The organism is Planococcus sp. TJ-307 (assembly GCF_058268435.1).
Map to the genome: position 1 here is coordinate 1,262,387 of NZ_JBZDOJ010000001.1, position 14,983 is coordinate 1,277,369.

General features: G+C 45.0%; 16 protein-coding genes. All 16 read left to right on the top strand.

Translation table 11 applies throughout. The annotated features are described in order from the left end of the window. Positions 1–7: 7 nt before the first annotated feature. The 16 genes from AC4EHK_RS06115 (at position 8) to sucD (ending at position 14,882) form a co-directional block, all read left to right on the top strand. A complete protein-coding gene (locus AC4EHK_RS06115) occupies positions 8–244 on the top strand; it encodes an acyl carrier protein (RefSeq protein WP_490977887.1) in 237 nt (78 codons plus the stop codon). Positions 245–663: 419 nt separating this feature from the next. After that, positions 664–1,419, top strand: coding sequence for a ribonuclease III (gene rnc / locus AC4EHK_RS06120; protein ID WP_490977888.1), 756 nt, complete (start codon positions 664–666; stop codon positions 1,417–1,419). 2 nt (positions 1,420–1,421) lie between these two features. Next, positions 1,422–4,970 (top strand): chromosome segregation protein SMC, encoded by a 3,549-nt coding sequence (gene smc / locus AC4EHK_RS06125; protein WP_490977889.1) that lies wholly within the window; start codon positions 1,422–1,424, stop codon positions 4,968–4,970. Between the two features lie 16 nt (positions 4,971–4,986). Then, positions 4,987–6,003 carry a signal recognition particle-docking protein FtsY gene (gene ftsY, locus AC4EHK_RS06130; protein WP_490977890.1) on the top strand — a complete coding sequence of 339 codons (1,017 nt, stop codon included), beginning with the start codon at positions 4,987–4,989 and terminating at the stop codon, positions 6,001–6,003. A gap of 67 nt (positions 6,004–6,070) precedes the next feature. After that, entirely contained in the window at positions 6,071–6,394 is a 324-nt protein-coding gene (locus AC4EHK_RS06135) for a putative DNA-binding protein (protein WP_490977935.1), read from the top strand. A gap of 12 nt (positions 6,395–6,406) precedes the next feature. After that, positions 6,407–7,765: a signal recognition particle protein gene (ffh, locus tag AC4EHK_RS06140; RefSeq protein WP_490977891.1), complete on the top strand. Its 1,359-nt coding sequence runs from the start codon at positions 6,407–6,409 to the stop codon at positions 7,763–7,765. Positions 7,766–7,858: 93 nt separating this feature from the next. Next, entirely contained in the window at positions 7,859–8,131 is a 273-nt protein-coding gene (rpsP, locus tag AC4EHK_RS06145) for a 30S ribosomal protein S16 (protein ID WP_008430833.1), read from the top strand. Between the two features lie 13 nt (positions 8,132–8,144). Further along, positions 8,145–8,378, top strand: coding sequence for a KH domain-containing protein (locus AC4EHK_RS06150; protein ID WP_142826576.1), 234 nt, complete (start codon positions 8,145–8,147; stop codon positions 8,376–8,378). Positions 8,379–8,445: 67 nt separating this feature from the next. Further along, positions 8,446–8,961: a ribosome maturation factor RimM gene (gene rimM / locus AC4EHK_RS06155; RefSeq protein ID WP_490977892.1), complete on the top strand. Its 516-nt coding sequence runs from the start codon at positions 8,446–8,448 to the stop codon at positions 8,959–8,961. Further along, positions 8,961–9,686: a tRNA (guanosine(37)-N1)-methyltransferase TrmD gene (gene trmD, locus AC4EHK_RS06160; protein ID WP_490977936.1), complete on the top strand. Its 726-nt coding sequence runs from the start codon at positions 8,961–8,963 to the stop codon at positions 9,684–9,686. The genes rimM and trmD overlap by 1 nt, the downstream gene beginning before the upstream one ends. Positions 9,687–9,823: 137 nt before the next feature. Further along, positions 9,824–10,168, top strand: coding sequence for a 50S ribosomal protein L19 (gene rplS / locus AC4EHK_RS06165; RefSeq protein ID WP_006828268.1), 345 nt, complete (start codon positions 9,824–9,826; stop codon positions 10,166–10,168). Positions 10,169–10,267: 99 nt separating this feature from the next. Next, positions 10,268–10,828 carry a signal peptidase I gene (lepB, locus tag AC4EHK_RS06170; RefSeq protein ID WP_490977893.1) on the top strand — a complete coding sequence of 187 codons (561 nt, stop codon included), beginning with the start codon at positions 10,268–10,270 and terminating at the stop codon, positions 10,826–10,828. Between the two features lie 11 nt (positions 10,829–10,839). Next, positions 10,840–11,712, top strand: a complete 873-nt coding sequence (gene ylqF, locus AC4EHK_RS06175) for a ribosome biogenesis GTPase YlqF (protein ID WP_490977894.1) — start codon at positions 10,840–10,842, stop codon at positions 11,710–11,712. Between the two features lie 196 nt (positions 11,713–11,908). Continuing rightward, positions 11,909–12,688, top strand: coding sequence for a ribonuclease HII (gene rnhB / locus AC4EHK_RS06180; protein WP_490977895.1), 780 nt, complete (start codon positions 11,909–11,911; stop codon positions 12,686–12,688). 112 nt (positions 12,689–12,800) lie between these two features. Further along, positions 12,801–13,961, top strand: coding sequence for an ADP-forming succinate--CoA ligase subunit beta (gene sucC, locus AC4EHK_RS06185; protein ID WP_490977896.1), 1,161 nt, complete (start codon positions 12,801–12,803; stop codon positions 13,959–13,961). Between the two features lie 18 nt (positions 13,962–13,979). Continuing rightward, positions 13,980–14,882, top strand: a complete 903-nt coding sequence (sucD, locus tag AC4EHK_RS06190; RefSeq protein WP_490977897.1) for a succinate--CoA ligase subunit alpha — start codon at positions 13,980–13,982, stop codon at positions 14,880–14,882. Positions 14,883–14,983: the final 101 nt, after the last annotated feature.

The window sequence follows — 14,983 nt, forward strand, 5'->3', positions numbered from 1 at the left end:
GACGACATTGTCAACAGTATTAGAGAGAGTAACTAAAGTAATCGTAGATCGTCTAGGTGTAGAAGAAAACGAAGTGAAACTTGAAGCTTCATTTACCGGTGACCTAGGTGCAGATTCATTGGACGTAGTGGAATTGGTTATGGAACTTGAAGATGAATTCGATATGGAAATTTCTGACGAAGACGCTGAGAACATGGCGACAGTAGGCGACGCAGTAACATATATCGAAAAGAAACAAGCTTAAGTACCGAAAAGCGGAAGCGGCCGTGTAGATTCGACGGGCATAAGACGCTCCGGCGAAGTGGCATTTCTTCAGCCGCATAGCCGGGTTGGCTTATGACCCAAAGAGCTGGGCGCTGAAGCTGGCCACCACGAAAAGCGGAAGCGATCGTCAAGACCCGACAGGCATAAGGCGCGTTGACGAAGCGGCGTGTTTTGCCGCATAGTCGACGTGACTTATGACCCCGAGGGTCTGATCGCTGAAGCTAGCCACCACGAAAAGCGGAAGCGGTCTTTTAAACCCTTCCGCGAAACACCAATACTTATACACACATTGACGCACAATTGCTGTTATACTAAGCAGTTGTGCGTCAATTCTCTTTTTGCACAAAAGCTGAAAAAAAGGTAAAATTGATGGTAGTACACAAAGGAAGGCAGATAAAAATGGCAATGAATAAAAAATCAAATCACCAAAAGCCGGGCACCATAAAAGAAAACGCCAAAGCGGCATTTGAACAACTGCAAAAAGAGCTAAATGTTTCGTTCAACAAGCCTGCATTGCTGTATCAAGCTTTCACGCATTCATCTTATGTGAATGAGCATCGAAGAAAACAATTTACCGACAACGAACGTTTGGAATTTTTGGGAGATGCGGTATTGGAATTGTCTGTATCGCATTACTTATACATGAAATATCCAGAAATGAGCGAAGGCGAATTGACGAAGCTGCGCGCAGCGATTGTCTGCGAGCCGTCACTGGTTTTATTTGCTAATGAACTGGGTTTCGGCAAATACATCTTGTTGGGCAAAGGGGAAGAGCTGACGGGTGGACGAACACGGCCGGCACTTTTGGCAGATGTTTTCGAATCATACATCGGCGCCCTATACCTTGATCAGGGGCTGGAACCTGTTGTCGCATTTTTGGAAATGGTGTTGTTTCCAAAAGTGGAAATCGGTGCTTTTTCGCATGTGATGGATTATAAGAGCCAATTGCAGGAGTTGGTTCAGCAGAAAAATAATGGAACATTGAGTTATGAAATCATTGATGAAATCGGTCCGGCCCATAGCCGTGTATTTGTGACCCGAGTATCGCTTGCGGAGCAGGAACTGGGTGTTGGCAATGGGCGATCGAAAAAAGAAGCGGAACAGCAGGCAGCTCAGCTGGCCATCCGTAAATTGCAGGAAGCAGCGGAGGAGTAACAATGTTTTTAAAAAGATTGGAAGTTATGGGCTTCAAATCATTTGCCGATCGCATCGGCATTGACTTTGTACCTGGAGTAACAGCGGTTGTCGGACCGAATGGCAGCGGCAAAAGCAACGTCACCGATGCCATCCGTTGGGTGCTCGGAGAACAATCGGCCAAATCACTGCGCGGCGCTAAAATGGAAGATGTTATTTTTGCCGGCAGTGATTCCCGGAAGCCGCTGAATTTTGCGGAAGTCACTTTGATTTTAGACAATACAGATGGTCGAGTCCCTCTTGATTACAGCGAAGTCAGCGTAACAAGAAGGGTTTTTCGCAGTGGCGAAAGTGCCTATCTATTAAACAAGCAAAATTGCCGATTAAAAGACATCACAGACTTGTTTATGGATTCAGGACTGGGCAAAGAAGCATTTTCAATCATTTCTCAAGGACGTGTAGACGAAATTCTGAATTCGAAAGCCGAAGAACGCCGGTCGATTTTTGAAGAAGCTGCAGGGGTCCTGAAATACAAGCAACGCAAGAAAAAAGCAGAAATCAAGTTGAATGAAACCGATGAAAACTTGAACCGCGTACTTGATATCCTTCACGAATTGGATGGACGGATGGAGCCGCTTCAAATTCAAGCTTCCACTGCACGGGATTATTTGGACATGAACGAACAGCTAAAAGATGCCGACATCGCCTTATTGGCTTATGATGCTGGTAATCTGGAGCAGGAGTTGGACCAGCTAAAGCACGAAGCTGCCGGTCATTCTGAGAAAGAATGGCAGTTGTCTGGAGAGATTAATGAAAAAGAACAGACAGTAGGCAGCATTCGCCGCACGCTGGCTGAGTTGGACAATAAAATAGACCAGGCACAAAATGCTTTAGTAGAAGCCAGTGCGGAGACCGAGAAATGGCAAGGACGCAAATTGTTGATGTCCGAGAAAAAAAGCAATGCGCACCGGCAGGCACAACAGCTGCAGGACACCCTTGGTGCAGAAAAGCTGGAAAACGATTTTCTAATGCAAAAGCATCGCGAACAACTGGCTTTGCTCGAGGAACGCAAGGCTGAGCAACAGGCGATCCGAACAGCCATTAAAGGGCTGGAAGAGCAACTCAACAGGACGCCAGCTGATATCGACAACGAAATTGAAAATGGCAAGTCGGTTTATATCGACTTGATGAACGAACAGGCGACCGTGAAAAACGAACTTAAAAATATCGACTTGCAGGCACAGCAGTTGTCTGAATCGACCGGCCGCATTGCATCGCAGCGGACAGACTTTACAGCGGAATTGTCGAAGCTGGAAAAAGAAAAAACGCAGGCTAAGCAAAATGTTCAAGAAATTCGCACCTTGTTGGAAAACAAGCGCCAGCAATACAAAGACAGTGATGCTTCCTATCAGCTTCAGAAGCAGACTTTTGACCAGAAACAATCCATGTTGTTCCAAGCATACCAATCGCAAAAACAACTGGGTGCACGAATTGACACGCTGCAGGAATTAGAAGCGGATTTTTCAGGCTTTTTCCAGGGCGTTCGAGAAGTGCTGGTGGCACGTGAAAAAGGCCATTTATCAGGAATCAGAGGAGCAGTCGCTGAAATTGCCCAAGTGAAGAAAAATTACGCCAAAGCGATTGAAACGGCATTAGGAGCTTCAAGCCAGCACATTGTGACGGAGAATGAGCAGCATGCCCGGGAAGCCATTGATTTCCTGCGCAAAAAAAGAGCGGGCCGCTCGACATTCCTGCCTATGACGGTCATGAAGCCGCGGAAAATTCCAGAACAGACATTGGCAACGGTGAACCAGCATCCTGCCTACATCAAGATGGCGTTTGAACTGGTCCAGTACGATCCGCAATACGCGATGATTATCGAAAATCTTTTGGGCAATGTCATTATTGCCGAAGATTTAAAAGGCGCAACGGCAATTTCAAAGGCAACCGGCAATCGGTTCCGTGTGGTGACGCTTGAAGGCGATATTGTCAATGCCGGTGGATCAATGACTGGCGGCGCGAATAAAACACAAGCCTCCTTCTTTTCTCGAAAAGCCGAACTTGAACAATTGCTTGTGCAAGCAGGTGAACTGAAAGACACGATTTTGAATGCCGAAAAAACAGTTCAGAAAGAACAAGCCGAAGTTAAAAAAGCTGAAGAATCGATCCAGATTTTGCGGGCTGAGGGCGAAAAATACCGGGAGATGGAAGCGGAAAGCGCCATTATTTTGCGGGAAATTGAAGCCGTATTGAAAACCACGTTAGAGCGTTTCCAATTATTCGAAGCCGAACAGCGGAACAAGGCATACGATTTAACAGCCATCACTGGGCGAAAAGAAACAGCTTCGGCACGACTCGAAAGCATTGTTGGCGAACTGAACGCTATCACGGTGAAAATTGACGACTTGACTTTATTCAAACAGCAAAATGAATCGGCACGCGATCAAGTATTGGCAAAGTTGGCGGACCAGAAGTCGCTTTATGCTGTGACAAAAGAACGCGTCATGCAATTGACTGCAAACGAAGCCGAACTTTTTGAACGCTTGGAAAAAAGCAGCCGAAAATTGCAAGAGTATCAAAAGGAACTGCAGTGGATTCAATCAGAAGAGGCCGCAAAAGTCTATTCAGACGAAGAAATTCTTCAAGAAATCGAGTCTTGGTCAGCGAAAAAGGTACAGATGCTAGAAACAGTAGATCTGACAAAAATACAGCGGGCTGAGCAGCAAAGCAATCTCAATGAACTTGAAGAGGGTTTAAAAGAACAACAGCGCATATATAAAGGGTACGTCGAGGCAATTCGGATCTGCGAAGTCAAATCGACGCGTTTGGAAGTTCAGCTCCAAAGCTTGGTCTCGCAGCTTGAAACCAATTACCAACTGACACTCAATCAAGCCAAACAGTTTGATATGGTGGACGAGGAAACGGTTGTCCGCAGGACAGTCAAGCTGCTGAAGCAATCCATTGAAGAATTAGGTCCCGTCCACATCGGAGCCATTGAGGAGTTTGATCATGTTTCCGATCGCCATGCGTTTTTAACCGAACAGCGCAATGATTTGAATGAAGCAAAAGAAACTTTGAGAACATTGATTCGGGAAATGGATGGTGAGATGACCAGTCGTTTCGATGATACTTTCCACGCAATTCGGAAGCAATTTCAGCTTGCCTTTAAAGAGCTATTTGGCGGTGGATCGGCCGATTTGGTATTAACCGATCCGCAGGATATGCTGCGGACGGGTGTGGAAATTATTGCCCAGCCTCCTGGTAAAAAACTGCAGAACTTGAGCCTGCTGTCGGGCGGAGAACGTGCATTGACTGCCATCGCTTTATTGTTCGCAATTTTAAATGTGCGCCCTGTACCGTTTTGTGTCCTTGATGAAGTTGAAGCGGCGCTTGATGAATCGAATGTCGTACGTTACAGTCAATACTTGAAGAAGTTCAGTGAGGACACGCAATTTATCGTCATTACCCACCGCAAAGGAACAATGGAAGGCGCGGACGTTCTGTATGGCATCACCATGCAAGAATCGGGGATTTCAAAATTGGTTTCAGTTAAGCTCGAAGAAAAAATTTAAAAAGAGGAGTGTTTGCGTGAGTTTCTTTAAAAAACTAAAAGATAAATTTGCCGGCAACACCGAGGCTGAAGAGTCAACTGAGAAATACAAAGAAGGATTAACCAAAACCCGTACTGGCTTTACTTCGAAAATCAATGATTTGGTAGCCAAATACCGCAAAGTCGATGAAGATTTTTTCGAGGAATTAGAAGAAATCTTATTGCAGGCAGATGTAGGATTTGAGACGGTCATTGAACTGATGGATGAACTGCGCTATGAAGTACAGCGCAAAAATGTACGGGACACGTCCAACGTCCAATCCGTTATTTCGGAAAAACTGGTAGATATTTATCAGGCTGGGGAAGCCGAAACAAATGAAATCAATTTCGTCGACGGGTTAACGGTTATTTTAGTAGTCGGCGTCAACGGCGTCGGCAAAACGACGACCATCGGGAAGTTGGCCCACCGTTTTAAAAACGAAGGCAAAACCGTTATGCTGGCTGCCGGCGATACATTCCGTGCCGGGGCAATCGAACAATTGGATGTTTGGGGCCAGCGCGTAGGCGTAGATGTCATCAAGCAAAGCGAAGGCTCGGATCCCGCAGCCGTTATGTACGACGCAGTCCGGTCAGCCAAATCCCGTGGCGTAGATGTATTGATTTGCGACACGGCAGGACGTTTGCAAAACAAAGTCAATTTGATGAACGAACTGCAAAAAGTGCATCGTGTCATTTCGCGTGAAATTCCAGGGGCGCCTCATGAGGTGTTGTTGGCTCTTGATGCAACGACCGGGCAAAATGCCATGATTCAAGCTCAAACATTTAAAGAAGTGACAGATGTTACAGGCATCGTCCTGACAAAATTGGATGGCACAGCAAAAGGCGGAATTGTGTTGGCTATCCGCAACAAGCTGAAGATTCCAGTGAAATATGTTGGACTTGGTGAAAAGTTGGATGACCTGCAGCCGTTCGATGCGCAAAAATACGTTTATGGCTTGTTCGCTGAAGGTTTAGACAAAGAACAACAGCTAGAAGATGCTGAAGCAGACAAGTAAAACTACTTGACAGCCTTATCGATATTCAGTATTCTAAGCAGTAGAATGAGCGGGGTGAGCATCAATGATGGGATTGGAAAAAACAACGCGTATGAATTACTTGTTTGATTTCTATCAGGAGCTGTTGACACCTAAACAGCGAAGCTATATGATGCTGTATTATTTAGATGACCATTCACTGGGCGAAATTGCAGAAGAATACGACATCACCCGCCAGGCGGTTTATGATAATATCCGCCGAACGGAAGCAATGTTGGAAGAATATGAGCGCAAATTGCAGCTGTTTGAGAAATTCCAAAAACGGCAGCAATTGGTCTCGTCATTTGAAAAACAGCCATTCACAGAAGACCGCGTCCAGCAATTTTTGGGCGAGCTGAAGGAATGGGACTAGGAGGCGGAAAGAATGGCATTTGAAGGATTATCCGAACGCCTGCAAGGCACCATGACCAAGATCAAGGGCAAAGGTAAAGTCAACGAAGCAGACGTTAAAGAAATGATGCGTGAAGTTCGCTTTGCCTTAATCGAAGCGGATGTTAACTTAAAAGTCGTCAAAGAATTCGTCAAAAAAGTCAGCGAACGGGCAATTGGCCAGGATGTCATGGACAGCCTGACGCCGGGACAACAGGTCGTCAAAATTGTTAAAGATGAGCTGACTGAACTAATGGGCGGCGAAGAACGAAAAATCGAATTTTCAACAAAACAGCCGACTGTCATTATGATGGTAGGACTTCAAGGTGCCGGTAAAACGACCACTTCGGGGAAACTTGCCAATTTATTGCGCAGAAAGCACAACCGTAAGCCATTATTGGTAGCGGCCGACGTCTACCGTCCGGCAGCCATCCAGCAGCTGGAAACCATCGGCAAGCAATTGTCGCTTCCAGTTTTTTCTAAAGGGACAGATATGTCTCCGGTGGAAATTGCGCGGCAGGCGATTGAACATGCAAAAGCCGAGCATTTGGATACCGTGATCATTGATACGGCGGGCCGTCTGCACGTCGACGAGGCATTGATGCAGGAATTAAAGGATATCCGTGCGCTTAAAGAGCCGGATGAGATCTTCCTGGTCGTTGATTCGATGACCGGTCAGGATGCAGTCAATGTGGCTCAGAACTTTGATTCGGCTATTGGCATCACTGGCGTTGTTTTGACAAAGCTTGATGGCGATACGCGAGGCGGGGCAGCGTTGTCAATCCGTACCGTTACTCAAAAACCGATTAAATTTGTCGGGATGGGCGAGAAAATGGATGCGCTTGAAGCTTTCCATCCGGAACGCATGGCGTCACGAATTCTCGGAATGGGCGATATGCTGTCGCTGATTGAAAAAGCACAGTCAAGCGTCGATGAAGAAAAAGCGAAAGAGCTGGAAGAAAAGTTCAGAACTTCATCCTTTACCTTTGATGACTTTCTTGAACAAATGTCGCAAGTCAAACAGATGGGTCCATTGGATGAAATTTTAAAAATGCTCCCCGGAGCTAATAAAATCAAAGGGCTCGAAAACGCAAAAGTGGATGAAGGGCAAATGGATCGTGTAGAAGCCATTATCTATTCCATGACCAAAAAGGAAAAAACAACCCCTGAAATCATCAATGCAAACCGCAAAAAACGAATTGCAAAAGGTTCAGGAACGACGATTCAAGATGTCAATCGACTCCTAAAACAGTTTGAAGACATGAAGAAAATGATGAAGCAAATGTCGGGCATGAACACGAAAAAAGGCAAAAAGAAAATGGGAATGCCAGGCCTAGACTCACTTTTCAAGTAAAATTTTAAGGTGTTAAGAAAAAATACTTTACAAACTATTTAAAGCTTGCTAATATAATATCTTGTGTGAAACTATTCGGAGGTGCTTTAAGAAATGGCAGTAAAAATTCGCTTGAAACGTATGGGAGCTAAAAAATCTCCTTTTTACCGTATTGTAGTAGCTGACTCACGTGCTCCACGTGACGGCCGTCAAATCCAGACAGTAGGTACTTACAACCCGCTGACAGTTCCAGCTGAAGTTAAAATCGACGAAGAACTAGTGTTGAAATGGCTTCATGATGGTGCAAAACCATCTGATACTGTACGCAACTTGTTTTCTCAAAAAGGCATTATGGAGAAATTCCATAACGAAAAACTAAACAAGTAAGGGAGATTTTCTTATGAAGCAGCTGATTGAGACCATTGTGAAACCGTTAGTTGATTATCCGGAAGAAGTTCGTGTCGAAACTGACGAAAACGCAAGCCGAATTGTCTACAAGCTTTCCGTGCATCCAGAGGATACGGGGAAAGTGATCGGGAAACAGGGGCGTGTAGCGAAAGCTGTCCGTTCAATTGTGTACTCAGCAGCAGGCGGTTATCATAAGAAAAAAACATACCTTGATATTGTCGACTAAGAAAGAAGGAGGAGCCTAGGTTCCTTCTTTTTTTTTCAGAAAAATAGGAATGAAAGGATGTTTTTTCGTGCAATGGTTTAATGTAGGGAAAATTGTTAATACTCATGGAATCCGCGGGGAAGTGCGTGTTTTATCACGCACAGACTTTCCAGAAGAGCGTTTTGCAGTAGGTGCAAAGCTTGGCCTCTTTACGCCGGATGCCAAAAAACCGATCATGGTGAAAATCGCCAGCCATCGCCAGCACAAAAACTTCGAGTTGCTGACGTTCGAAGGCTACCCGAACATCAATGATGTAGAAGCATTCAAAGAATCTTACTTGAAAATTGCGGAACACGATTTGACTGAGCTGGAAGACAACGCGTTTTACCACCATGAAATTCTCGGGTGCGCCGTTGTTTCAACCGAAGGACAGGAACTCGGAACCATCAGCGAAATTTTGGAGACTGGCGCCAACGATGTTTGGGAAGTGACGCCCAAAACTGGGAAGAAGCATTACATTCCCTATATTGAAGACATCGTCAAAGAAATCAACATTGATGAAAAGAAAGTAGTCATCGAAGTGATGGAAGGTTTGTTGTCTTGATGAACATTAATGTCTTATCGTTGTTTCCGCCGATGTTTGAAGGCGTCTTTCAGCACTCGATTATGAAAAAGGCCCAAGAAAAAGGGGCTGTCAGTCTAAACGTCGTGGATATTCGGGAGTTTGCGGACAACAAGCGGCAAGTAGATGATTATCCATTTGGCGGAGGTGCTGGCATGGTGCTCAAACCAGAGCCGATTTTCAATGCCGTAGAAAGCTTGACTCAAAAAAGCCAGCCACGTGTTATTTTAATGTGTCCGCAAGGTGAGCGCTTTACGCAGGAAAAAGCGGAGGAGCTGGCGGGCGAGCAGGAATTGGTCTTTATCTGCGGCCATTATGAAGGCTACGACGAGCGAATCCGGGAACATTTAGTGACTGACGAAATTTCTATCGGTGACTTTGTATTGACTGGCGGAGAGTTGGCAGCCATGACCGTTATTGACAGTGTCGTCAGACTGCTTCCAGGGGTGCTTGGCAATGCAGATTCACCGGTTCGCGACTCATTCTCTACAGGATTCCTGGAACACCCTCAATACACGCGCCCTGCTGATTTCAGAGGCTGGAAAGTTCCAGACGTTTTAACTTCAGGCAATCATGGAAAAGTCGATGAGTGGCGCGAAGAGCAAACCTTAAAACGGACGCTGGAACGGCGGCCGGACCTGCTCGATAAAATGGACTTGAGCAACAAACAGAAAAAAATGATCGCTAAACTAAAAGAACAAAAATAGAATGCAAGTTGCTCTTGCACAGACGGTAGATTAATGATATTATGGACACTGTACTTTTATGTGAAGTACAGGATCACGATGTTCCGCTGCAACAGTCTATTTGTGTGCAAGAACTTCTGTAGAAGGAGAGAAAAATAATGCAAAACATTATTACAGAAATCACTAAAGAACAGCTTCGTACGGATCTTCCAACGTTCCGTCCTGGGGATACTGTCCGCGTCCACGTTAAAGTTGTCGAGGGTACACGCGAACGTGTTCAGGTATACGAAGGAGTCGTAATTAGCCGTCGCGGAGGCGGAATCAGTGAATCATTCACTGTTCGCAAAATCTCTTACGGTGTTGGTGTTGAACGTACATTCCCTGTACACACGCCAAAAATTGCACAGCTTGAAGTTACCCGTCGTGGTAAAGTACGTCGTGCGAAATTGTACTACTTGCGTGACCTACGCGGTAAAGCAGCTCGTATCAAAGAAATTCGATAAGATCGCATTAATGAAAGAGGGCGCTTGCGCCCTCTTTCTTTTTGCTAAAAAGTTTGATTCCTTGTACAATTAAGCCAGTAAGCATGGGGAGGAACACGCATGGAGACTGAAGTAAAGAAGAAGAACGAAGTGTGGGAATGGTCCAAAGCTCTGTTGATCGCCTTCGGTTTGGCAGCAATTATTCGTTTCTTTTTATTTACGCCGATTGTTGTAGATGGAGAATCAATGATGCCGACTTTGGAACACGGAGACCGCATGATTGTGAACAAGATTGGGTACGCAGTTGGAGAACCGGATCGTTTTGACATTATTGTATTCCATGCGCCGGAAGAAAAAGATTACATCAAACGCATAATTGGATTGCCGGGTGATCATGTAGCTTATGAAGACGACCAGTTATATATAAATGGAGAAGCAGTGGAAGAACCTTATCTGGATATTTACAAGCAAGGAATTACCGGTACGCTGACAGAAGATTTTGTTCTGGAGGATGTGCCTGGTGGCGAAAGTATTATACCGGAAGGCTCTGTGTTTGTTATGGGCGATAACCGCCGTCAAAGCAAAGACAGCCGCCATATCGGATTGGTCCCGACCGACGAAGTGATCGGGGACACAAGTCTCGTTTTTTGGCCATTGCCTGAAGCGGGAATTGTAAAATAAGGAGTGTTTTTATGACGATACAATGGTTTCCTGGACATATGGCAAAAGCACGGAGACAAGTTACAGAAAAACTGAAATTAGTGGATATTATTTTTGAACTTGTTGACGCCAGGTTACCTTTATCTTCACGAAATCCGATGATCGATCAAGTGATTCAGCAAAAACCGCGTCTCATTATTTTAAATAAAATGGACATGGCAGATGAAGTTGAAACGAAAAAATGGATTCGTTATTTTGAGGATCAAGGTACCCGTGCAGTAGCCATCAATTCGCTTGAAGGCAGAGGACTGCAGCTGGTAACGAAAGCATCAAAAGAAATATTGGAAGAAAAATGGGATCGGATGATTGCCAAGGGCATCAAACCCCGTGCCATCCGTGCCATGATTGTCGGCATTCCGAACGTAGGCAAGTCGACGCTCATCAATCGGCTGTCGAAAAAAAGCTTGGCCAAGACCGGTAACATGCCAGGTGTTACAAAAGCGCAGCAATGGATCAAAGTCGGCAAAGAAATTGAATTATTGGATACACCGGGTATTTTATGGCCGAAGTTTGAAGACCCTGAGACAGGCTTGAAACTGGCGGTCACAGGAGCGATTAAGGATTCGGTGATTCAAATGCAGGAACTGGCTATTTATTCTCTCGAGTTTCTTGCTGAACGCTATCCGGACCGCATGATGGAACGCTACGGCATCGACCTTGTCGACGAAGAAATTGTCAATACGTTTGATCATATCGGCAAAAAGCGTGGCTGTTACGATCAGCATGGAGATGTCGACTATGAAACAACTGCTGAAATAGTAGTTCGGGATATCCGTAACCAATACCTTGGTAAAGTGACGTTCGATTACAGAGATGAAATGATTGTGGAAGAAGAACAGGCATAAGGTTCACTTTGTCTGAAAAAAAGCTGTTCCTCGATTTTGGGGAACAGCTTTTTTTGATAAGATGGAAAGCGAATTAATTGCTATTTGCCTGCTTTGTGTCAATAAAAGATGATTTCTTTAATTGGAAACTCTTGTTTATAGAATGAAGGCTTGTAAACCATTCCATTAAAAATGGATAAAGAAAGAAGTTGACGAATTGCAAAAAACGACTGAAATAAAAGCTCGATTAGACGAAGCGGCCGAATGGCAGCCTTGGATGGAAGAACTTCAAAATGATTCGCGAAAAAGTGTTCAAGCGTTACTAGCGTCCTGGCAGCGGAAACGACAGCAACGCGATAAGTTATTGGAAAAGCATGGCTTAAAACTGCAGTTTGATGCGTCATTCAGAAATCGGGAAAACGATTTGGTGGCAGGCATTGATGAGGCAGGTAGAGGTCCTCTAGCAGGCCCGGTTGTTACAGCCGCTGTAATCTTGCCGGAAGATTGCTCGAGCCTGGTCGGTTTGGACGATTCGAAGCAACTAAGCAAAGTTAAGCGCGATCAGCTTGCTGAAATCATTAGGCGGATTGCTGTCAGCTATGCAGTTCATGTCCAGCCGCCTGAAGAGATTGATCGGATCAATATTTATCAGGCCACAAGAAACTCAATGACTGAAGCAGCTTTGACGTTATCCCCTGAGCCGGCAATTGTGCTGGCCGATGCCATGATGCTGGATGTACCGATGCATTGTGAATCTATCATCAAAGGTGATGCCAAGAGTTTGAGCATAGCGGCAGCTTCGATACTGGCCAAGACCGGTAGAGATGCGCTTATGGCAGAATATGCTCTTGAATATCCACAATACGGGTTTGACAGGCATGCCGGCTATGGAACGAAAGAACATGTTACAGCGTTGGAAAAACATGGACCATGCAAAATCCACCGGACAACATTTGAACCGGTGAAATCTCTTTTGACACAAAATTCACTGTTTTAACAGGTGGAAGTTTTGGCAGAATAACCAACAACGGTGGACATTCTATGGCAACTTTAATACAATGGTAAAGGCAATAAAATTACGATAGAGATGTTTGATTGGAGGATGACAGATGAATATCCATGAATATCAAGGAAAAGAACTCCTCAGACAATACGGCGTAGCAGTTTCTTACGGCACTGTTGCTTTTTCTCCGGAAGAAGCAGTGAAAGCAGCTAAAGAACTGAGTACGGATATTGTTGTGGTAAAAGCGCAAATCCACGCAGGTGGACGAGGCAAAGCCGGCGGTGTTAAAATCGCTAAAAACCTGGATGAAGTCCGTACATACGCGAAGGAACTTTTAGGTAAAGTTCTTGTGACTCACCAGACAGGGCCAGAAGGCAAAGAAATCAAACGCCTGTTGATCGAAGAAGGATCTGACATTAAGAAGGAATACTATGTTGGATTGGTGCTTGATCGCCAAACTTCACGTGTCACTCTTATGGGTTCTGAAGAAGGCGGAGTTGATATCGAGGAAGTTTCTGAGAACACTCCTGAAAAAATCTTCAAAGAAGTGATCGATCCAGTGGTCGGTTTGACTGGTTTCCAGGCACGCCGCATGGCTTTCAACATGAACATTCCGCCTAAGCTTGTTAACAAAGCGGCGAAATTCATGCTTGGCCTTTACACTGTATTCATCGAAAAAGATGCTTCAATTGTTGAAATCAATCCGTTGGTTGAAACTGGCGACGGCAATATCTTAGCGCTTGATGCAAAATTCGATTTCGACGAAAACGCTCTTTACCGCCACAAAGACATTGTGGAACTTCGTGATTTCGACGAAGAGGATGCAAAAGAAATTGAAGCTTCCAAGTATGACTTGAGCTATATTTCTTTGGATGGGAACATCGGCTGTATGGTTAACGGCGCCGGACTTGCTATGGCAACGATGGATACGATCAACTACTACGGCGGAACACCCGCTAACTTCCTTGACGTTGGGGGCGGTGCTACCGCTGAGAAAGTAACGGAAGCTTTCAAAATCATTCTTTCTGATAAGAATGTAAAAGGAATCTTCGTTAACATTTTCGGCGGTATCATGAAGTGTGACATCATTGCGGAAGGCGTTATTCAAGCTGCTAAAGAAGTAAGCCTGGATGTACCGCTTGTCGTCCGTCTTGAAGGAACCAATGTAGAAATCGGTAAAAAACTGCTGAATGAATCAGGTCTTAATATTGTGGCTGCTGGAACAATGGCAGACGGCGCTAAACAGATCGTAGAACTTGTAGGCTAAAGAAGGGCAGGGACAAAAATGAGTGTATACATTAACAAAGACACAAAAGTGCTTGTACAGGGAATTACAGGGTCAACTGCCCTTTTCCATACAAAGCAAATGCTTGAATACGGAACGAAAATCGTTGCGGGTGTAACACCAGGTAAAGGCGGAACTGAAGCTGAAGGCGTACCTGTCTTCAATACTGTGGAAGACGCAGTAAAAGCTACAGGAGCAAACGTATCTGTAATTTATGTACCGGCACCTTTCGCAGCTGATGCAATTCTTGAAGCTGTTGATGCTGAGCTTGACATGGCAATTTGCATCACTGAACACATTCCTGTATTGGATATGGTCAAAGTGAAGCGTTACATGGAAGGCAAGAACACGCGTCTTGTTGGACCAAACTGCCCGGGCGTTATTACTCCGGACGAATGTAAAATTGGCATCATGCCTGGATACATTCACAAAAAAGGACATGTTGGCGTTGTTTCACGTTCTGGTACATTGACGTATGAAGCGACTCACCAATTGTCTGAAGAAGGAATTGGCCAGTCGACAGCTGTCGGCATCGGCGGAGACCCGGTAAACGGCACAAACTTTATCGACGTCTTGAAAGAATTCAACGAAGATGAAGATACTTACGCAGTAGTTATGATCGGTGAAATCGGCGGAACAGCGGAAGAAGAAGCTGCTGAGTGGGTTAAAGCGAACATGACAAAACCTGTAGTAGGATTTATCGGCGGACAAACTGCACCTGAAGGAAAACGTATGGGCCATGCCGGTGCGATCATTTCTGGCGGTAAAGGAACAGCTGCTGATAAAATCAAAGCAATGAACGAAGCGGGCATCGAAGTTGCAGACACTCCATCTGTTATCGGAGAAACTTTGATCAAAGTAATTAGAGAAAAAGGGCTATACGATAAATGTAAAACCCATTAATACAGAAAACAGGCTCAAAACGTTGGTAACACAGCGTTTTGAGCCTTTTCTTTTTGTCTTTTTTCGGCTACTCGCACAAAACTCGCACACTAGCTTCCAGC